The 21,776-nt window shown below is 33.7% G+C and carries 18 protein-coding genes; 10 read left to right on the forward strand and 8 right to left on the reverse strand.

Translation table 11 applies throughout. The features are described from left to right. Nucleotides 1-4: 4 nt before the first annotated feature. From LI_RS06355 to LI_RS06380, 6 genes are all read left to right on the forward strand, one after another. A complete protein-coding gene (locus LI_RS06355) occupies nucleotides 5-853 on the forward strand; it encodes a hypothetical protein (RefSeq protein ID WP_015353839.1) in 849 nt (282 codons plus the stop codon). 53 nt (nucleotides 854-906) lie between these two features. Then, nucleotides 907-2,013: a type III secretion system cytoplasmic ring protein SctQ gene (gene sctQ, locus LI_RS06360; RefSeq protein ID WP_011527244.1), complete on the forward strand. Its 1,107-nt coding sequence runs from the start codon at nucleotides 907-909 to the stop codon at nucleotides 2,011-2,013. Between the two features lie 76 nt (nucleotides 2,014-2,089). Beyond that, nucleotides 2,090-2,428, forward strand: coding sequence for an STAS domain-containing protein (locus tag LI_RS06365; RefSeq protein WP_011527245.1), 339 nt, complete (start codon nucleotides 2,090-2,092; stop codon nucleotides 2,426-2,428). A 13-nt stretch (nucleotides 2,429-2,441) separates the two neighbouring features. After that, the gene (locus LI_RS06370) at nucleotides 2,442-2,885 is read left to right on the forward strand and encodes an ATP-binding protein (protein ID WP_011527246.1); all 444 of its coding nucleotides are present in this window, start codon (nucleotides 2,442-2,444) and stop codon (nucleotides 2,883-2,885) included. 49 nt (nucleotides 2,886-2,934) lie between these two features. Further along, entirely contained in the window at nucleotides 2,935-3,633 is a 699-nt protein-coding gene (locus LI_RS07690) for a lytic transglycosylase domain-containing protein (RefSeq protein WP_011527247.1), read from the forward strand. Between the two features lie 168 nt (nucleotides 3,634-3,801). Further along, nucleotides 3,802-4,287: a chemotaxis protein CheW gene (locus LI_RS06380; protein ID WP_011527248.1), complete on the forward strand. Its 486-nt coding sequence runs from the start codon at nucleotides 3,802-3,804 to the stop codon at nucleotides 4,285-4,287. A 104-nt stretch (nucleotides 4,288-4,391) separates the two neighbouring features. Here LI_RS06380 and LI_RS06385 read toward each other — a convergent pair whose 3' ends face one another. Beyond that, a complete protein-coding gene (locus LI_RS06385; RefSeq protein ID WP_011527249.1) occupies nucleotides 4,392-6,080 on the reverse strand; it encodes a bifunctional metallophosphatase/5'-nucleotidase in 1,689 nt (562 codons plus the stop codon). Nucleotides 6,081-6,279: 199 nt separating this feature from the next. On the opposite strand from LI_RS06385, the gene LI_RS06390 reads away from it, so the two are divergent. The 4 genes from LI_RS06390 (at nucleotide 6,280) to LI_RS06405 (ending at nucleotide 11,886) form a co-directional block, all read left to right on the forward strand. After that, nucleotides 6,280-7,368 (forward strand): hypothetical protein, encoded by a 1,089-nt coding sequence (locus LI_RS06390; RefSeq protein WP_015353840.1) that lies wholly within the window; start codon nucleotides 6,280-6,282, stop codon nucleotides 7,366-7,368. After that, nucleotides 7,368-9,833: a mechanosensitive ion channel family protein gene (locus LI_RS06395; RefSeq protein WP_011527251.1), complete on the forward strand. Its 2,466-nt coding sequence runs from the start codon at nucleotides 7,368-7,370 to the stop codon at nucleotides 9,831-9,833. The genes LI_RS06390 and LI_RS06395 overlap by 1 nt, the downstream gene beginning before the upstream one ends. Nucleotides 9,834-10,153: 320 nt before the next feature. After that, nucleotides 10,154-11,317 (forward strand): transglycosylase SLT domain-containing protein, encoded by a 1,164-nt coding sequence (locus LI_RS06400; protein ID WP_011527252.1) that lies wholly within the window; start codon nucleotides 10,154-10,156, stop codon nucleotides 11,315-11,317. A gap of 56 nt (nucleotides 11,318-11,373) precedes the next feature. After that, nucleotides 11,374-11,886 (forward strand): OmpH family outer membrane protein, encoded by a 513-nt coding sequence (locus LI_RS06405; RefSeq protein ID WP_011527253.1) that lies wholly within the window; start codon nucleotides 11,374-11,376, stop codon nucleotides 11,884-11,886. Nucleotides 11,887-11,954: 68 nt separating this feature from the next. Here the strand turns inward: LI_RS06405 and LI_RS06410 are convergent, their stop codons facing one another. The 7 genes from LI_RS06410 to recA all read right to left on the reverse strand — a co-directional run bounded on the left by LI_RS06410 (nucleotide 11,955) and on the right by recA (nucleotide 21,705). After that, entirely contained in the window at nucleotides 11,955-12,734 is a 780-nt protein-coding gene (locus tag LI_RS06410) for a nitroreductase family protein (protein ID WP_011527254.1), read from the reverse strand. Then, complete coding sequence (gene uvrA, locus LI_RS06415) at nucleotides 12,731-15,604, reverse strand: excinuclease ABC subunit UvrA (RefSeq protein WP_011527255.1); 2,874 nt, start codon at nucleotides 15,602-15,604, stop codon at nucleotides 12,731-12,733. Before uvrA ends, LI_RS06410 begins: the two co-directional genes overlap by 4 nt. Nucleotides 15,605-15,941: 337 nt before the next feature. Continuing rightward, nucleotides 15,942-16,652: a hypothetical protein gene (locus LI_RS06420; RefSeq protein WP_011527256.1), complete on the reverse strand. Its 711-nt coding sequence runs from the start codon at nucleotides 16,650-16,652 to the stop codon at nucleotides 15,942-15,944. After that, the gene (locus tag LI_RS06425; protein WP_011527257.1) at nucleotides 16,630-17,370 is read right to left on the reverse strand and encodes an energy-coupling factor ABC transporter ATP-binding protein; all 741 of its coding nucleotides are present in this window, start codon (nucleotides 17,368-17,370) and stop codon (nucleotides 16,630-16,632) included. Before LI_RS06425 ends, LI_RS06420 begins: the two co-directional genes overlap by 23 nt. Continuing rightward, nucleotides 17,357-17,914 (reverse strand): biotin transporter BioY, encoded by a 558-nt coding sequence (locus LI_RS06430; RefSeq protein ID WP_011527258.1) that lies wholly within the window; start codon nucleotides 17,912-17,914, stop codon nucleotides 17,357-17,359. The genes LI_RS06425 and LI_RS06430 overlap by 14 nt, the downstream gene beginning before the upstream one ends. 37 nt (nucleotides 17,915-17,951) lie before the next feature. Then, nucleotides 17,952-20,606: an alanine--tRNA ligase gene (gene alaS, locus LI_RS06435; protein ID WP_011527259.1), complete on the reverse strand. Its 2,655-nt coding sequence runs from the start codon at nucleotides 20,604-20,606 to the stop codon at nucleotides 17,952-17,954. A 31-nt stretch (nucleotides 20,607-20,637) separates the two neighbouring features. Beyond that, complete coding sequence (recA, locus tag LI_RS06440) at nucleotides 20,638-21,705, reverse strand: recombinase RecA (RefSeq protein WP_011527260.1); 1,068 nt, start codon at nucleotides 21,703-21,705, stop codon at nucleotides 20,638-20,640. Nucleotides 21,706-21,776 lie beyond the last annotated feature (71 nt).

A 21,776-nucleotide genomic window follows, 5' to 3' on the forward strand; every position in this document is an offset into this window, starting at 1 on the left:
TAATATGAGCAATACAAAAATATCAACATACTCCTTTGGTGATAAGCCAGGATCAACTATTACTGGTGGATTTGGTGCTCAAAAACCAACTAGTTCTGATATAAATTTTTTTGAACAATCTATTATTAAGCATGATGATTACCCTAATAACTATGAAGTAAAAGAAGATAATTCTCAAGAGGAGGTTGAAGAAAAACCAACTACTCAGCCACCTAAAGAGCAAGTGACAGATAAAACAGAAGGTAAAGATGAAGCCTTTATAGAAAAAGATGATGCTATAGGTAAAGATAAAGACAAAATTCCAGGAAAGGGAGAACCTATAGAGAAAGAAGATGGAGTGGATAAAAAAGAACCAATAAAAGATGACAAAGTTGTAGCAGTAAAAAATCATGAAAAAGATGACGATTCATCATCTATAAAAGATGATGGATTAGATAAGCAGATTACTCCAATGATGTTATTATCAATGGTTTCAGGAAAAGATGATGACCTTAAGGTAGCACATGTTCAACAAATAAACTCTCCAACTATTGATTTAACAGAATTAGTACAAAGAATTATGGTTGCAGCTCCTTCAAGTAGTAATAATGGTGAGGTAAGAATAACATTAGCTCAAGGATTTGCAGGAACAGACGTAATATTAAGAAGAGATAAAGAAGGGATGCTATTAGTAAATTTTTTGGCATCAGGTACAGCAGCATATAATCAAATTGCAAATGCACAAGATTTATTGAAACGTAGGCTTGAAGTTGTTGAAGGTAAGTCAGTTAATATAGAAATATCAGACAAACAGCAGGAAACAGAAAAAGTAACTGCAGTAGAGGGTAGTGGAACATCAACAACAAATCAATAATAATTAGTATAGGATAGTTAGAATGGAATTACCTGGTTGATAAAGGCAGGCTAATGGTACAAACTACACAAAAATTATTTGAGCCTGCGAATCTTTTACCTCTAAGTGCGCAGGTCTATAATACAGCTTCTATGTGTATAAGACCTTGGCAGTTTATGCTCCAAGATCAATTATGTACTTTAGATTTACTTTTTCTTCATGATCCATTTAGCTCTGTATACACAATAGTCATTCATTGTGGAGAGGGGAGATGGGTTATTGAGTTTGGAAAAGTGCCTCCTCTTTCATTATATCCATCTTTTAAAGATAAACCTGAAGTATTATGTGTTCCTGAAGAGGTAAAACTTGCAGTTTTTGAATTACTGATTTCACCTTTTTTACATCAATTCGAAAATATGATGGGAACTCCTGTTGAGCTAGTTTCAAGTACACTTTCTCCTCCCAGTAGAGATAATTTTTCAGTAGCTTGTTCTATCCCTTTAGTGTTACATGTAGAGGGAAACGAAAATGAGATTCCTTTTTTGGTAAAAATAGAAAAAGAAAATGACGCAATATTGCTTTTATCACAATTACAGGAGTTTCCTTTAGCTTATAGTGATGTTGGGCCATTATCTATTTCTGTTGGTATTGAAGTTGGATATACCCAGTTAAGTACACAACAGTTACAGCAAATAGAAAAAGATGATATTTTAATTCCAGATCAGTTTTTCATACAAGAGAAGAAGATCCAGCTTCGATTTTCAAGATTTTTAGCAAATTGTACAATCCAAGGAGGGATGGCAACAATTATGGATGTTAATGATGTAGGATATCCAGAAGACCAAGGTAATGGTGGTGAGCAATTTGTAGAAAATCATACAGAGGCTCCTAATTCACATGGTCAACAACGAACAGCGAGAGCTAATTCTGGAAGGCAATCTGGTCAACAGTCTTCAGGTATTGATGTATCTGGTCTGGATTTACCAGTTGTATTTGAACTTGAACGTCAATTCATGACAGTGCAAAATATAGGATTACTTGCCCCAGGGTATACGTTTGCTCTATCAGTTGATGTCCAAGCTCCTGTTACTTTACGTGTAAATGGTAAGGCTATAGGGGTAGGGAGACTTGTAGATCTAAATGGTTCTTTGGGGGTACAAGTTGTACAAGTTATGCTCTAAATAAAACTAATATAGTTATATGATGTGTTTATTTTAACTACGTTATTATGATAATAACGGGTTGTAAGGAGTTTCCATGCGTGTGATTAGTGAAGAAAATAATGGTGTTATAGTTATTTCTCTTGATGGGAGAATAGATGCAACAACAACAACGTTATTTGAAGATGCCTGTAAAAAAGCTTTTGAAACTGGAGTGCCTGCTGTTATTGTTAATATGGAAAAAGTTGAATATATCAGTTCTGCTGGATTAAGAGGTGTTTTAACAATGCTAAAGCTAGGTAACGGGGCCTCTGTAAATTTAGTTTTTTGTTCTTTAGGAGAGATGGTCAGCGAAGTTTTTAGAATTTCTGGATTTAACTCTGTATTAACAATATATCCTACCATAAAAGAAGCATTAGCTGCACTCTCAGTATAGCGGAGGGGCATAAATGGCAACACTTACTATCCCTTCAGGGATTGAGCAGCTTCCACATGTTAATGCATTTCTCCGGAAAAGTATTCCTATGGCTTTTAAAAAGCGCATTCATTTGATAGAACTTGCAGTTGAAGAAATTTTAGTAAATATTTTTCGATATGCCTATCATAATGAAAATGGAAATGCTGAAGTGTCTTGTCAGTTTGTTAAACATAATGGGACTCCTTATTTTGTTATTACTATTAAGGATTGGGGAGAGCCATTTGATCCTTTCCAGGTTCCATTACCTGATCTCAGTTTAGATATTAATAATCGACCAATAGGCGGACTTGGTGTTCATCTTGTTCGAACTGCTGTTGACTTATATAAATATAAGCGGGAGAGTGATATAAATGTAGTGGAGCTCTTTTTTCAGTTTTTAGCAGAAGGAATGGGTAATAACAATATCTCTATTTAATTAATTCTTACTATGTAACTTTATTCTTTAGGGGATAGTAACTTTAGTTATGTTAAGGATTGTCCCGCTAAAATATACATTATTTGCTATAATTACCCTATTTTTTTGTTTTTTTGACACAACAAATATATTAGCTAATGAAATATTAAAAAATATACAATATACAAATAAGATAGCTGAGCAAACAATGTTAGCTATGCAGTATAGAGTAAAACAAGCTCGTACACCTCAGAAATATCATCCTAGTGAGCCAATATATGAAAATCTTTTAGATCAGATGGATGTATATAGTCTTTCTCCCAGCGCAAAAAAAATTGTATTACATAGAATGATTCCAACATATGTTAAGGAGAAGGTTTTTCGGGGGGAAATAAAACTTCCTTCAGATTGGAAAGAAATCATCCAAGTAGCCAGTACAAAACATAACTTAGATCCTGCTCTTATTGCAGCTGTAATACAGGTAGAGTCAGGCTTTTCTGGAGAAGCTCTTTCTCCTAAGGGGGCAAAAGGATTGATGCAACTAATGCCAGATACTGGTTTAGAACTTGGGGCTACAGATCTTTTTGATCCAATGACAAATGTAGATGCCGGTAGTCGATACTTACGACAGCAACTGGATCGATTTGGCTCTGTTGAGCTAGCTCTTGCAGCTTATAATGCTGGTCCAGGTGCTGTTATAAAATATGGTGGTATTCCACCATATAAAGAAACACAGGAGTTTGTAAAAAAAGTTTTATCTGCTTTTTAAACTTATAAAATGAAATTTTCTTTTAAGAGAGCATAGTAATAAAAAGTAGGTTGATATACTTTCAAGTTCTTTTTTATAGAGTATGTACATTGTTGTTTTATGTGATAATGTATATTCATAAGAGTAAAAATTTTTCCAGACAACTTGTGATAGCAAAAGGAGTCTGAAATGGAAACTAACTCAAGCTATCGGGGTTCGGATGATAGTAGCCTTATTCAACTTGTAACTTTCAAAATAGCAGGTGAAGAGTTTGGAGTAGATATATTAAAAGTTCAAGAAATTATCCGAATGATGCCTATTACAAAAGTACCAAATGCTCCACTATTTGTGGAGGGAGTTATTAATTTACGAGGAAAGGTTATTCCTGTAATTGATATGCGTAAACGTTTTGGTATGCCTTCTAGTGCTCATGATAGTCAGACAAGAATAAAAGTTATGGATTTACAAGGTCAAGTTGTTGGGTTTGTAGTAGATGCTGTATCTGAAGTCTTACGTATTAAAGAATCTACAGTAGAACCACCACCACCTGTTGTTGCTGGAGTAGGTTCTGAGTATATGCGTGGGGTTGGTAAACTCCAAGATAGATTGTTAATACTTTTAGATTTGGATAAATTACTTACTGAAAGTGAGCTAGAAACTTTGTCAGCATTATAGATAATAATAAAGTTGGCTTAATTAAGACATCACTTGATTCATATAAATTGATTTTTAAAAAAGAGACAACAAAGTACTTTGTTGTCTCTTTTTAGCTCTATTCTTTATTCATTAGGGACAATAATAGGTGTTACATTAACAATACGTCCATCTTTTTTTACATTGAGAGGAGAATGTTCTTTTAGATAGCTTATAACAGCTTCTACTGGACTTTTTTGGATATCTGTCCATTTTATGTCTTTTAACATTATAAATCCATCATGTCCCTCAGTAGGATATCCATTAATTATAACACGATATGTTTTATTAGGGTCCAGTGGCTCATATTTCCCATTATTTAAATATTCAATAGATTGAATGCGTTCACCTACAGGTTTTTCAGCATTTAAAGTGAATCTGAGTCCTGCAACTTGAAGAAAAGTTCCTGCAAAGGCAAAGCAATGTACTTTTGAGACTCCATTTTCTATAGCTTCCTGAATTATTTTTCCTGTAACATCTCCTACATAAAGTTTATCTTCAATAGGTATAGCTGTAACAACATCAAGTTTTTGTACAAGCCCTATAGGTAAATTTCCTCTTATTAATCCAGTGGTTACAATTGCTATTTGTGCTCCATTTGAGCGGCCTGCTTCTAATATTGCATCAAGAATAATATTAGCTGTTAATCCCTCTTGTTTTCTACAGTAAAAGAAAGGTTTTTCGTCTAGTTGTTCATTTGAAGGTTGGGATGTATCAAAATTTGGATTTCTAGGATGAGCTATTTCTCCAACTTTTACTTCAAGCTTTTCTTTAATAGGTATACCATAGCTATCAAGCAGTTCTGCTATGGATACTATAGCAGGATCATTACTAATTGGCTTATCAAGACGTATAACATCTCCATTCCATTTTTGAGGGATACCTTGTTCATCAAATGTTATATTAATCCTTCCAAGATATTCTAGTTTTTCTTTTGCTGTTACAATAAGTACAGGATGTCCAGAAGGTGAATGTTTTACTATAGGATAAGGCCCATAAGCATTAGGGTAGGTGTTAGAAAGCAAAGTATGTGTATGACCTCCTACAAAAACAGAGACATCATCGACTTTACTAGCAAGTTCCATATCTACATTTATTCCAAGATGGCTTAACACAATAATTGTAAATACATTTTGTTTTTTTATTTCTTGAATTGCATTACGTAATGCTTGTTCAGCATTAGTAAAAATGGCTTGAGAGCATGCTCTTGATCCAGTGGCTGTTGCTTCTGTAATAAGTCCTATGATACCAATACGTTTTCCTTCACGTTCTACAATGGTCCATGGAGTAATTGATGATTGCATTTCAGGATCTGTAAAGGTGAGGTTTGCAACTACAACAGGAAAGTTAAGTTGTCTTATAGCACTAAAAAATTCATAACATCCATGATCAAACTCATGATTTCCTGGTGACATAGCTACATATCCAAGTCTATTTAAAAACTTTACAAATGGGAGTTGATCTGGTGTATTTATAAAGTCAGAATGAAAAGCTGTTCCTACAAATTGATCTCCTGCATCAAGAAGAATAGTATTTGGTGTTGATTGACGAATGTCTAAAATAGATTGTGCTAAACGTGCCATTCCACCTACGCAATCTGGTGTAGTAGATGTGAAGCAAGGATTACCTGATTCTTTTTTAATTCCTCCAAGGTGAGAATGTATATCATTTGTATGAAGAATAGTAAGATCAAAGCTCCATACATCATAAGGTGTAACATATGTTAAAAATATAAGAAGAAGTGTGATATAAAAAACATATATTTTTTTGAACATATTATTTCCTTTTTATTATCATTATCATTATCATTATATTGTAGTAAGCTTTTTTTAAGCTAATAGTACTATAGGTAATATTTAAAGTTAGACTAGTTAATCATACTACTGTAACTATATGATGTCTAATTAAATTAGTAAACAGTTAGGTTAGGTTGGATATGTATCCTTATCCTGTGTTCTTATTAGGTTTATTCTTATGTATTCTATGTTAGAAAAGTTACAAGTCATAACTAGATATAGAGTCCTACTGGCTATAGTTAGCCTTATTTTAATAATATTATTTGGTGGTATTGGTTTTTGGTTGTATAAGTCACAAAAAAGCTCATTAGACTATGCTGTTACAAATATTAATAAAGCACTTGAAGAAGACAATCTTGTTTTATTAAGTAATTATGTTGATTTTGATTCACTTTCAAAAAATTTTGTTCATAGTATACTTCAGTATTGGTCAAGTTTTCGTATAGATGAATCACGTCAGAAAGAGCTTGAAGATAATGTACAGCAAATCATTCTATTAGCTCTAAGGCATAATGATAAAAATCAAGGCAATAATATTACTTCTGATAGTAGTATTACTTCTATTCAGACGATAGATCAAAAAATGCCTTTTAGCTTTTTACCTAAAGATTTTTTGAAACAACTTAAAGAAAAAAAGTTTACTATTTATAGACAAGATGAAGATATTGCTATTCTTAAAACATCTATAGTTCATAACGAAGCTGAATATCATACTGAGCTTAGTTTACTTGTACAACGAGTTGCTGGTAAATGGCACATTACAAAAATTATTAATGCTGATGAGTTAGTAAAATTACATATGGCTGCATTAGATAAAAAAGAAGATCAGTTGACACATGAAGTAGCTGTCCGTAATGACTATATTCGTAATGAAATGAATAAATATTATCATGTATCAGAGTGTAATGCTTTTGTTATAAAAAAAGAAAACAGTAATGATGAGGATGTCCCTTTAACTATTTCTGTTGGTGGAATTAATATGGGAAGTGAGGTATTACGTTCAGCTGGAATGCGGTGTTTTCTTTATGATATACATAAAAATATTCTAGCTGTCTTACCTCTTACAATGGCTAAGAATGTGTCACCTGGTGATTTTTTTGAACAGGAGTGGTATATGGAAATTCCAGAGAATGTATTGGGTCATTCTTTTTTATTAATGAAAGATAATACAATAAGTTGTGCAATAGAAGTAACAACAGTTATTCTTGCAGATGGAACATTTCTTTATCTCACCCCAACACCAGAGAAAGAAAGGCTTCATCCATAATGTTATTCCTTCTCCGTTTTATTCTTGCTCTTTTATTCATACCACTAGGAATAACTATAAGCTATGCAAAAGATACCCTTTCTGACCACTCATCTTCTTTGTCATTACCAAGTAAAGCCCAAGTAGTTAATGAAGTATGGATGTTGTTATTACAATCTAGAGTTGGTGAGTTAGAAGCAATTAGCTATGAGCTTTCTTCATTGTTTAAAGAGTTACCAAATTTTTCTCAACAACTTTCAAATAATATACAAGAGATAGAAAAAAAATATCAACAATATAGTGCAATGGCCAAAGTTAGTCGAGGACTACCTATAGAGCTGTCTTTAGTAGAAGAGAGATTAAAAAGGCTTGATAATCAATTATCAGTAGTTATGAGTCCATTGCTAGATACTCTCAATATTTTAAAGGTACGTTTAAATGAAGTTTCTTTATTAGAAGAAGATGCAGGTGTAAAAACAGAAAATTTGGGATCAAGTAAGGATTTAGATATTTTTGTTAAAAATCTTGCAGAAGTGGAAAATAAATTAGGAAGATTAGAGAAAAGAGTTAATGAAATTTTGAAGCCTGCCTATATGTTGAGGAATAATATTTTAGCAGTTCAAAGGCAGTTGTTAGAGATTATTCCGTCATTATGGAAAAGTTATTATCTTGCTCCTACAGGAAAGATTTATGAACCTGCAAGTTGGTTAAATATTTATGAAAGTTTAATGAGTTTTAAAGAGACGTTACTTGTACGTATAGCCGCAGAGTTGCCTGAAAGCAAGCAAGATTGGGGAAGTTCTTTACTAAGATTTTTTGTTATTTTAATTCCATTAGTTCTCTTATTAGTGGTTTTCTATAGTTTTTCTCGGCATTGGTCAGATGAGTTAAAAAACGTATGGGGGCATATAAGTAAACATAGTTTAATACTTCTTGCGTTAGGACTTGCATTTCATTTTTCTGCCTGGGTACCAGCAGGAGAAAATTATTTTTTATTATCTATGATTGGCACTATTATAATGAGTATTGGACAAGTAGGGCTTGCATGGAGCTTGTATACATTAGATAAATCTAACAAGCCAAAGTTTTCTCCTTTTTGGAAATTACTTATTCCCTTCTTTGGTGGAATTCTTTTATTATTATTTAATTTTTCAGGTATAATTCTTACATTGCTATGGGTTGGTATATTACTTGTTAGTTTTTATTATGATCAAAAAAAATGTAAGCTAGAAGATAGTTTTTCTCTTGTGAATAACTTATTACAACTACATATAGTGATTTTATGGATTACATTGATAATGACAATGCTTGGATGGACAAGAATATCAATTCTTCTTTGTATGAGTTATGCTGCACTTGCAATATGTATTCAACAAGCTGTTGGATTTGTTAGATTAGCAAACATTATTTCAAAGTATATACCACAAGAAGGCTTTCATGGACTTTTTAGTGGAATGCTATTGGCAGTTGCTTTGCCAGCGATTCTTATTCTAGCAATATCTATAACAGGATTATGGATTTTAGCATATCCTGGTGGAGCATATTTAATAACACATATAACAAAACTTGACTTTAGTATAGGTAAGGTATCTTTTAGCTTAGTCCAAATCTTATTTTTAGTAAGTGCATTTTATATAACACGTTCTTTTGTTTCTGTTGGTCGTATGTTTATTGCAAACCTTCCTAAACATAATATGGGTATGGATAGAACACTTATTGGCCCTATTCAAACAGGATTTACCTATACTCTTTGGGCAGTATTTTTCTTTTCTACACTATATATGCTGGGTGTAAGTCTTACTAGCCTAGCTGTTGTTGCTGGTGGTCTTAGTGTAGGTATTGGTTTTGGTTTGCAGAATATTACAAACAATTTTATTAGTGGACTACTTATAATTTTTGGACAAACCTTAAGAGAAGGGGATATTATTGAGGTAGGTAATAATCTTACTGGTATTGTTAGAAAGATTACTATTCGGACTACATTAGTAGAGACATTTGATAATGCAACTATTTTTGTTCCTAATGCAGAATTACTTTCTGGACGGCTCACAAATTGGACACGTAATGGTCGTACAGTAAGAAAAGATATCAATATTGGTGTTGCCTATGATTCTGATATAGGTTTAGTCATGGGTTTACTTAAAGAAATAGCTGATAATCATTCACAAGTTCTCCGCTATCCAGAACCTATGGTAGTTTTCAGTGATTTTGCAGCAAGTTCATTGAATTTTATTTTACGTTTTTGGGTTGGAGATCTTTCTCAAGCACCTGATATTATAACAGATTTACGTGTAATTATAGCAAAAAGATTTACTGAAAAAAATATTGATATTGCTTTCCCACAACTAGATATTCATATACGTAATGATAGTGTATTAGCATTACGTAGAATTTCTCCTATGGCATCTAGTGAATTACAACCTACTAAAAGTATAGAGGACCTTCCAGGTGTTACTAATAATAAGCCTATCATAGCTAACAGTTAGTTACTTATTTTATTTACTTATATGATAGGAACAGAGATCTCCTCTTTACTAACTTATTATTTATCTATTTACTTGGTGTACTTTTATTTATTTTTTTTCATAAACTATAAGAGGTTAGTTTTTATTTATGGTTAATTGCTGGTATTGTTATAGACTTGAAAAAAAAGAAAAAAGACTTATTCTTTATAGAGGAATAAGTCAGTTATAGGCTAATATTAATGAATAAGCTTCATAATCCTTCATTAAGTTTGTTTATTACATTAATCCACTAAAATAATATGATATTTTTATTCACGTTATAAATTGTTTGAGGTATAATTTTGTATTTGTATTCTATTCGACTTTTATCTATTCAACCTATTGCTATTTTGCGAGCTATGCTCACTTCTGGTTGGTTTGTTGATGCATTTTTATATTTTTTTGAAGGTAAAGGTAAAGTAACACGTTCCTTCTTATGTGTTTGTATGTTAGTTGTTGGAGGAATGTTTTTTATATTTATATCAGGTGCTTTCCCTGATTATAGAGGTATTGAAATTCGTAAACCGTTATCTCTAAGTTCTTTACCAATACCACCTCAAAAAGATACACGTCCCCTTTCAGGAAGTTTTTGGAACATCCGTGGAGCATTTGTACGTCAGGAGATTCCTTCAGATATAAATAGTCCAATACTATTTTCATCTCAGAATATGTTTCAATTCTTTGAAGATAGTGTAGGTTTGCGTACTGCTAAAGGGGTTACACCACTTGTTATTAAAGAGATGGACGAAACTATAGCAGAACTTTTTTCTACAAATACAATGTTAATTACATCGCTAGGAGAGCCATTAAACTTTGAAGGTGTTCCATTGCGTTGGAATATAGGTAGAAATTTATGTGAGATGACACCACAATCCATTGCACGTCGTAATCAATTTTTGAATAGTTGGATGAAATTAACAACTTTTTCAAAGTCATTAGTCCAACAAGCAGGGCAATACAAAGAGATTGTTGAAAAATATTCTAAGAAGTATAATCTTTCTGCTGAACTTATCTATGCGATTATTTGTGTGGAAAGTAGTTTTAATCCTGCACAAATAAGTAACCGTTCAGCACATGGACTTATGCAGATTGTGCCTGAAATGGCAGGTGTTGAAGTCAAACGTTGGTTTGGTTATTCTGGTTTACCAACAGCAGAAGAATTATTACATCCAGAAACTAATATAAAGTATGGGACATCATATTTGTATTTACTTATGACAAGACATTTAAGGCCTATTACAAATTGTTTATCTAGAGAATATTGTGCTATTGCTGCTTATAATATAGGTGTAGGGGCTATGTTGAAAACATTTGCTGTTACACCTGAAGAAGCTTTTGCTATTATTAATACATATACAGCAGCTGAGGTACAAGAACATCTTATGCAAAAGCTTCCTGCAAAACAGACAAGAGTTTTTTTAGAGAGAGTTCTTACTTTTAAGGAAAGCTTTACTGTTCTTCTTTAAACAAAGTAAATATATTAGAGTTTGGTGTTGTTAAAAGAAAATATAGGGATACTATAATGCCAAAATTGTTCATACTACTCTTTTATACACTAATTTTTTTTAGTGGATGTTGTGTAACTAGTAAAGTTGGTGTTATAGATCCTATAAGGTTATTCCAAGAAAGTGAACCTGGGAAAATAGGAATGAACCATTTGAAGACAATAGAAGATGCTATGCAATCACAGATTGATCTTGCACAAGGAATCTTGGAGAAATTCCCTAAAAATGAAAATGTTCGTGTCCGATTCCAAAATATTTTTATGGAATATCAGCAAAAACTTAACACAGAACAACAAAAAGTTGTTGAAGTTATGAACTCATTGATTCAAAAAACTCTTGATGAGTATAGAGTAAAAAATGGATATAATGTGATTATAACTAAAGACAGTTTATTATCATATGATTCTTCTTCGGATATAACCAATGATATTATTACCATACTTAATTCCACACCATTAACATTTGAGCCTGTTGTACTTGATAGATTTGATCCTGAAACTATAGTTCCACCATTATCTAATAATAACTAATTATAATTTCTAAGGTAATTCTAAAGATAGAAATAGTTAGAAGATTATATAGGTTTATTTTTTAAGTTCTATACTACAGTTAAACGTAATGGCTTTCGAGTGGGAATCCAAGTAAAGTGTACAGAAGGGTAGCCAACCATAAGGCCTGCATAAATTTTTCTATCTTCAGGAAGAGATAGTCCTAAATCTATATCTTGATTTGCTGCTGCAACAACAAATCCTGCCCAACATGATCCTAAATTATGACTATGTAGTGCAAGCTCAAGGTATGTTATAGCTGCTGTACAATCCTGAGCTCCCCATTTTGAATCTTTTTGTGCATGTGCAAGGATAACTGTTGGTGCATGGCGTAAAATAGGATCATATCCAGCATCAAATGCAGCAGCAATTTTACTATATTTTCCAGGTATAGTACGTGCCCAGTCAGCTACTCTAGAACTTAGTTCATGTAGTTTTTCTTTACCTTCAACTAAAATCCATTCTACCTGTTGACTATTTATAGCTGTTGGAGCATAGCGAGCTTCATCTAGTGATTCATTTAATATATCAAATGAAATTGATTGTTCTTTATAAAAACGGATTGATCGACGGCTTTTAAAAAGCATTGTCCTTTGCTGATCAGATAATGAAGGTTTTGTGGCTTTTTGAAGTAGATCTGGACATATTAAGTCAAGAGTTAATGCTGACCGAGGACAGATTGCAACACAGTGTCCACAATGGAGACAGTGAGATAATCTGTTGTTTTTTATAATGATGTTTTTAGAACGTCTTACAAGGATACTTACAGGGCAGACTTTTACACATTGACCACATTGGATACAAAGAGTTTGATTAAGAGAGAGACTCATAAAGTAATTCCATTAATTGTATGGTAGCTACGTTGAACGTTTACTTCTTCTAATAGAAATTTTCCGGTAATTGATTGTGGATCTTGCATAATTTCCTCAGGCGTCCCGGAAGCAACAATATGTCCACCATTTTCTCCTCCTCCAGGGCCTAAATCAATAACATAATCTGATGCAAGGATAACATCTTTATTATGCTCAATAACTACGACTGTTGCTTTTTTATCTACAAGTTGCTGAAGAACAGTAATTAATTTGCCTACTTCATGCATATGTAAACCTGTTGTAGGTTCATCTAGTATATATAATGTCCCTGGTAAGGAACGCTTACCAAGTTCTCGAGAAATTTTGATTCGTTGTGCTTCACCTCCTGAAAGAGTTGTTGCTGGTTGTCCTAGCTGAAGATAGTCTAAACCTACTTCTTCAAGAATAGCAAGTTTACGTTCTAATATAGGATAATTAGTAAAGAATTTACGTGCTTCATGGACTGCAAGTCCGAGGACTTCAGAAATATTAAGTCCACGATATCGAACTTCTAATGTTTCATGATTATATCTTTTCCCATTACAAATGTCACATGTGACATAAATATCAGGTAGAAAATGCATTTCTACACGAAGTTGACCGTCTCCTTTACATGTTTCACAACGACCTCCAGGAACATTAAAACTAAATCTACCTGGTTGATACCCTCTTTTTTTTGCATCAGGTGTCATAGCAAAAATATTACGTATCTCATCAAAAATTTTAGTATAGGTAGCTGGGTTGGAGCGAGGTGTTTTACCTATTGGAGTTTGGTCAATGGAAATAGTTCTTTCCACCTTTTCAATACCTTGAATACCATGGATTATTCCAGGTTGATCTACACGGATACCATGGGCAAGGGCAAGGTGTTTATAGAGTGTATCAACAACTAAAGAGCTTTTACCAGAACCTGAGACACCTGTTACACAGGTTAGTGTTCCTAATGGAAAGGAACATGTTATATTTTTTAAGTTATGAGTGGTAATACCCTGTAGTGTAAGATAATTTTTTGGCTGTCTACGTTTATCAGGTATAGGTATAGTTAAATCTCCTCGCATATATTTGGCCGTTAATGTATTAGATTCATTGATAAGTTGACGAAATGAACCTTGGAAGACTTTTTCTCCACCATGAAGTCCTGAGCCAGGGCCAAGTTCTATAATCATGTCAGATTCACGAATAGTTGCTTCATCGTGTTCAACAACCAAAACAGTATTTCCTCTTTTTTGAAGGCTTCGTAATGTAGAGACTAGTCTCTCATTGTCTCGAGGATGTAATCCAATAGATGGTTCATCAAGGACATATGTAACTCCAACAAGTCCTGATCCAAGTTGTGATGCAAGTCGTATTCGTTGTGCTTCACCTCCTGATAGTGTTGTCATTGTTCTCCCTAATGAGAGGTAGTCAAGACCTACGTTTATCATAAATTTGAGCCTATGAATAAGCTCTTTAAGGAGTGGTTCAGCAATAATTGCATGTCTACCTGAAAAGATAACCTGTTGTAGCCAGTTAAGTGTTTTTGACACAGGTATAGTACAAAGCTCTTGAATTGATACTCCTTGAATTTGTACAGCAAGAGCTTCTGTACGTAAACGTGCACCATGACAAACAGGGCAGTCCATGTTTTGTAGGTAGCGAGAGAGAATATCCCTCCACATATCGCCATATTGTAAACTTTGTTCAAGGATGGGAATAATTCCAGACCAGCGTTGATTGTCTATTGTCTTTTGTACTGTTTTTTTACTTTTGGATAGTTGAGAGGGAGTATCATTTATTTGTTCTCCATAAAATAAAATATCAAGAGCTTCAGCGTTGAATTCTGAGAGTGGTGTTGAAAGATTAAATCCATATTTTCTTCCAAGCTCTTTAAGAGATGATTCATAGCGATGAAAAATTTTCGGATTAGCCCAAGGTAAAATGGCTTTTGTATTAAGAGAAAGGCCTCTATTAGGCGCAATAAGTAATGGCTCAAAGTACTCTATGGTCCCTAAACCAGAACAGCGAGGACATGCACCTTGAGGGCTGTTAAAAGAAAAAAATTGAGGAGTGAGTGTAGGAAAGCTAATTCGACATGATGTGCATACAGATTCTGTAGCATGGATAGTATCTATTCCTTTTTTTTCATCAGATATACTTATTTCATGAATAATAACATGTCCTCCACCATAACGTAGGGCTAGTTCTACTGAGTCAGCGAGTCGTCCTCTTATATCATTTTTAATAATAAGTCGATCAACTACCAATTCAATAGTATGTTTTTTATTTTTATCAAGAGAGGGAGCTTCATCAATAGTATATAATATACCATCAATACGTACACGAACAAAACCATCAGCTTTAAGTTTTTTTAACTTTTCTATGTGTGTTCCTTTTTGAAGTTCAACAAGAGGCGAAAGAAGAATGATTTTTGTTCCTTCAGGTAATGCTAAAATATCCGCAATAATTTCATCTACTGAACGAGCTTCAATAGGTTTGCTACAACCTGTACAATACATTTTACCTAGACGAGCATAAAATACTCGAAGAAAGTCATAAATTTCAGTAGTTGTTCCTACTGTTGATCGAGGATTTCGTCCTGTTGTTTGTTGTTCAAGTGAAATAGCTGGTGAAAGACCTTCTATTTTATCAATGTCAGGTTTATCCATTTGAGGTAAAAATTGTCGAGCATAAGTAGAAAGAGATTCTATGTAACGACGCTGTCCTTCAGCATACACAATATCAAACGCTAAGGTAGATTTTCCTGAGCCTGAAGGTCCACAAATAACAACAAGTTTTTCTCTTGGGATATCAATAGTGATATTTTTAAGGTTATGTTGTCTAGCACCTTCAATATGAATACATTTGTTCATTATGGTTTATATATTCCTTATAGTATATACAGCAAAAATGAAAAGTTATTAGTTGGATTAAGTATAATAGTAGAGTTGCTGAGCTGTAATGATAACACATATGGTTTCATAGATAAATATTATGGCTATTACTAAATTTTAGTTATAATAGGACAAAAAACAGATTAGAATATCTTATAGTTAATTATATAAAAGGTAGGCTTAAAAACTATACCATAGAAATTAGAAGAAATCGTCTAATCTTTACAGTAACTTTATAAGCAAAAAGAAGAAGACTAAAGGGTTCAGAAAAAATAAGAGAAAAGTAGTAATAATTATAGATTATTAAGTATACTTATTAACTTAAAATAGAGAGGTAAATAAGGCAGCAGCTAATAGCTATTGCAATAAACATAGAGTAAGTTTTTGGGGGATGATTTAATTCCCATGGTTCTGGAGAGGCCAAATGTTTTGCTATAATAACAGTCGACTGTTTAGATATGGACATAATAAGAATACGTGTAGTTGTGCTCATTATAACTTGTATATGTTGTAGCCTAGAAAGAAGAGAAAGCCTATGCCTAGTAGTTGCTTGAATTTGTGAGACTGTATGAAATAATCGTGGAATAGTATGAAGCATTAATGAAAGAGCAAGTGTTATTTCCCATGTATGTTGCTTAAAAAAAGGACGGAGATACCATCCTGCAGCTAGTGCTATATGTCGTGGTGTTGTTTTTGAAATAAGACATAATCCTAGTAAGATAAGGACACAAAGTCGTAATCCCAATATAACTGTATTAGTCAGTAGTTCATAACAACTTATTGGCATAGTTAGACTATCTATAATAAATTTTATCATGCACCAACTACAAACAAAAAAGATAGCATGGTAATATAATGTAGATTTTTTATATATGGATTGATTGAAGAATGGATTATAAAGACAGTTAAGTAGACAAAAAGAAATTATACAAAGATAAAGAGGGGAAAGCCACCAAACTGTAATTCCACAAACTATAGTTAAAAGAAGAAGTGGTCGGGGATCATTATATAATTTGAGAAGATGCATTTTGTATCCAAAAAGATGGTAGACGAATATTCCACTCAGGATGTTCAGAAATCATATGTAATGTTTCTTTTGGTGAGCCAAAAAAGACTTGTTTTCCTTCAGATAATATCAATATGTTAGTTGTAATATCTATAATTTGTTCAAGATCATGGACGCTTATGATTCTAGTAAGACCTTTTTGACCAAGTTGTTGTAGTATTTTACTTAACTGGAGGGTAGCAGGATAATCAAGTCCAGAATATGGTTCATCTAAAAGAAGAAGATCTGGTTTAAGCATAAGTGCAGAAGCAATATTAAGCTTTTGTTTTTGTCCATGAGAAAGATGATGTACACTTGAATTCCAATATTTTTCAAGTGCAAACAATGAAGCTAACTCATAAGCTTTCTGCTTATATTCATCCTTAGGATTAGACCAAGGAAGAAGTAGATTTTCTTTCACTGTTGAGCCAAGAAGTTGTATTTCAACGTCTTGTAACAGTAATGCTGTTTTTTTTAATAGTGAAGATTCACTTCCAGGACAACAGATTTCATCCATTATATAAGTTCCTTCACAAATATGTTGGACACCTGCTAAGAGTTGAAGGAGAGTGGATTTACCTGAGCCATTACTGCCACAAATACATAAAAGGCTACCTGATGAAAGGGAGAATGTAATATCTTGTACTGCTGGAGTGTGTTCTTGTGGCCATTGAAAGGACACAGAGTTAAGCTGGATCATTAGGAAGTAATCCTTTTTTAAGCAAATATTTCCAAATAGCAAAAGCAATAACAAGCTTTAATATATCTCCAGGTAAAAATGGTAATACACCAGTAAGAATTGCTTTTGTTGGGGAAAAACTTAGTACCCACATTAAGCCTGTGGCACCACAAAAATAGGTTACCGCTAGTCCAAGGCTCATAAAAAGGATAGTTATAGCTTTTTTAGGTGGACAATTTTTGTTATGGCCACTACCAAAGCCAGTTAAATAGGCAAGACCTATAAATCCTATGAGATATCCTCCTGTAGGACTTAAAAGGACTCCTGGTCCAGCTTTACCTCCAGCAAACACAGGAAGACCAATGCAGCCTGCAAAAATATAAAGAATAACACATAGTGCTGCCCGTTTTCCACCAATACATAGTCCTGTGAGTGAAATAGATAGTGATTGGAGAGTAAAAGGTATTGGACCTAGAGGAAAACTAATAAAGGCACTTACAGCAATGAGTGCAGCAAAAAAAGCAATCCATACAATAGTATTAATACGGGTAAATGTAGAACTCATAGTATTATCTATTCATCCTAGTGTATTTTATGAGTCACTATTGGTCTTCTAGTATATTTTTTAAAAGTTCAAAGGTTTCAGAGAGACCAGATGGATTTGTTCCTCCTGCTTGTGCTTGATCAGGCCGTCCTCCTCCTGCGCCATGGATAGGTACTACAATTTTTTTTATAAGTTCTGAGGCAGTGAAGTTATGGTGAAGATCTTTTGAGACATAGAGCAATAAGTGTACTTTTGTTCCCTCTGTTGATGCAAGACAGACTATTCCAGAAGAAAGTTTTGAACGAATATCATCCATTATATCTCGTAAAGCTTTAAGACTGAAATTTTTTAAATTTGCAGTTAGTACATCTATGTTATTTATTCTAGTGAGGTTATCTAAAAGATGTTTTCCTTGATTAGATAGAGAGCTAGACTCTAATGTGTCTACAGTTTTTTGTAAGTTTTTATTTTCAGAGAGAATTGATGTAACTTTTTCAACAACTTTTTCTGGTTTTGTTTTAAGAATAGCCGCAGTTGTGGAAAGCTCTTTTTGGTATTCTTTAATATAAGCAAGGGTATTTCTACCTGTAATTGCTTCAATACGACGAACTCCTGCAGCTATACCTGTCTCAGATACAATAATAAAACAGCCTGCTTGTCCTGTGGATGTTAGATGAGTACCACCACAAAGTTCAATGGAGGCTGTCTGGTTTTCTGAACCAATAGTAACAACACGTACAATGTTTCCATATTTTTCTTCAAATAGAGCCATTGCACCTTTTTCAAGAGCTGATTGTTGATCCATAAACTCAACTCTAAGAGGTAAGTTAGCCATAATAATAGTGTTTACTTGTAGTTCTATAGCATGAATTTCTTCTTCAGTGAGGGGGGCTATATGTGTAAAGTCAAAACGTAGGCGTGTTGGACTAACAAGAGAGCCAGCTTGTCTAACATGGTCACCAAGTATTTTTTGTAAAACTGATTGCAGTATATGAGTGCATGTATGGTTTCTTGCAGTATCTAGACGTTCAGATTCTGAAACTACTAATAGTGCTTCTTGATCAAGTAAGATAGTTCCAGATGTGACAGTAACAACATGTACAATAAGATTTGTTGCTGGTTTTAATGTATCAACAACTTGTGTTTTACCTGTTATTGTACTGAGTATACCTATATCACCAGTTTGTCCTCCTGATGTCCCATAAAAAGGGGTCATATCTGTTATAACATAGCCAGAACTTTTTGTAGGGAGTTCTTCAATAGGAAGACCATCTATATCAAGTAACGCAACAATTCTTCCTGTTCCTGAAAGATTTTCATATCCAATGAATTCTGATTGCATACCATCTTCAAGAAGTGTTTGAAAGCAAGCTTCAATACGTTTTTCTCCAGATCCTTTCCATTGGCTTCTAGCTCGTTCTTTTTGTTCTTGCATTAAGTGTTGAAAGTTAGCTTCATCGACAGCAAAATGTTTTTTTGATGCAATATCGTTAATAATATCAAGTGGGAAACCATAGGTATCATAAAGTTTAAATGCAATATCTCCAGGAAGTTCTTTAGTATTTTTTTCTTTAAGAGCATTAAGTTCAGCTTCAAGTAATATAAGACCTTTATCTAATGTAATAGAAAAACGTTCTTCCTCATCAAAAACTACACGTGACATAAACTCAGATCGACTATACAGTTCAGTATAGATATCTCCCATGAGCTCAACAACTTTATTTACTGTTTTATATAGGAAAGGTTGATTCATGCCTATTTGTTTTCCAAAACGAAAAGCTCGTCGGATGAGTCTTCTTAATACATAACCTCTTCCTTCATTTGAAGGTAAAATTCCATCAGCAATCATAAAAGCTATAGCTCTACTGTGATCAGCAATAACACGTAAAGCTATATCTGTTTCTTCATGTTTTTTATAGTGAACGCCAGCAATAGATGCCATATATTGAATAATAGGTTGGAAAAGGTCTGTATCATAATTAGAAGATTTTTGTTGGCAAATGGCTACAATTCTTTCAAGCCCCATTCCTGTATCAATCGAAGGTTTGGGTAGTATTACTCTCTCTCCGGATGGGAGTTGTTCATATTGCATGAAAACAAGATTCCAAATTTCAAGAAATCGATCACAGTCACAAGAACCAATTCCACAGTTATCACCACAACAAAATGTTTCACCTTGGTCAAAGTGAATTTCAGAACAAGGTCCACAAGGTCCTGTATCACCCATAGACCAAAAATTATCCTTTTCTCCCATTCTATAAATACGACTAGGCTCTACACCAATCGTGTTTACCCAGATGTCATATGCATCATCGTCATCTTTATAGATAGTAATATAAAGAAATTCTTTTGAAAGATTGAGTTCTTCTGTTATAAATGCCCAGGCAAATTGAATAGCTTCTTTTTTAAAATAGTCTCCAAAAGAAAAGTTACCAAGCATTTCAAAAAAAGTATGATGGCGAGCTGTACGTCCAACATTTTCTAGATCATTATGTTTTCCCCCAACTCTTAAACATTTTTGAGCTGTTGTCGCACGTAGGTAATTTCTTGTTTCTTGACCAGTAAAGACTTTTTTGAATTGTACCATCCCTGCATTTGTAAAAAGAAGCGATGGGTCATCACGTGGAATAAGAGAAGAAGATGGAATTTCCTGATGATTATAGTTTTTAAAATATCCTAAAAATTTTTGGCGAATATCATTAACTGTGAGCATATCTTGTTCCTAATTAAAAGTGATTAAGGAATTAGATATCATAGTTATCTTCAAGTTCATCGCTTACAGGACAAAGGAGTTTTTCAGGGTTCATTCCTAAGTGTTCCATGAGCGCTGTTTCAATAGAACTTTTTAGACTAGTATTTTCATCAAGTAGAGCTCTGACTTTTTCTTTACCTTGACCAAGCTTTTCAGAACCAAATGCAAACCATGATCCGCTTTTATCAATGATACCAGCTTCGACACCAAGATCAATGAGTTCTCCGGAGCGAGAAATACCTGTTCCCCAAATGATATCAAATTTTGCTTCACGGAATGGAGGAGCCATTTTATTTTTGACAACTTTTACTCGTGTAAGTGAACCATAAGATTCTTCTTTATCTTTAAGGGTTTGTATCTTTCGTATATCCATTCTCACAGAGCTATAGAACTTTAGTGCATTACCTCCTGTTGTTGTTTCTGGACTTCCATAACCAACTACACCAATTTTCATACGAATTTGATTAATAAAAATAACTGCAGTATGTGATTTATGGATAGTACCAGTAAGCTTACGTAGTGCATGAGACATAAGTCGTGCATGTCCACCAACCTGAGTTTCTCCCATAGAACCTTCAAGTTCTGTTTGAGGTATAAGAGCAGCAACAGAGTCAACAACAACAAGATCTACAGCACCTGATCGTACTAACATATCAGCAATTTCAAGTGCTTGTTCCCCATGATCTGGTTGGGAAATAATAAGTTCGTCTGTTTTTACGCCAAGGCGTTTAGCGTAGGCTATATCTAATGCATGTTCTGCATCAATGAAAGCAGCTGTACCACCTAATTTTTGACATTCAGCTATAATATGTAGTGTTAATGTTGTCTTACCGGAAGACTCTGGTCCATAAATTTCTGTGACACGACCACGAGGGATACCTCCAATACCAAGAGCTAAGTCTAGCCCAATAGAGCCAGTAGGAATTACAGCTACTTTTACATGTACATCATCTGAGAGCTTCATTACAGCACCCTGGCCAAATTTTCGTTCGATAGTATCTAGTGCTGTTTTAAGGGCTTCTCGGCGGGAATCTTCAGGAGAAATAGATTTTTTTGCCATGGTAACTCCAAGGTCTTATTATAAATAGTAAGTAATATATGAATATAATATAAGCTGTACTAGATGTATAG

Origin of the sequence: Lawsonia intracellularis PHE/MN1-00 (assembly GCF_000055945.1) — a bacterium.
Classification (GTDB): Bacteria; Desulfobacterota; Desulfovibrionia; order Desulfovibrionales; family Desulfovibrionaceae; genus Bilophila; species Bilophila intracellularis.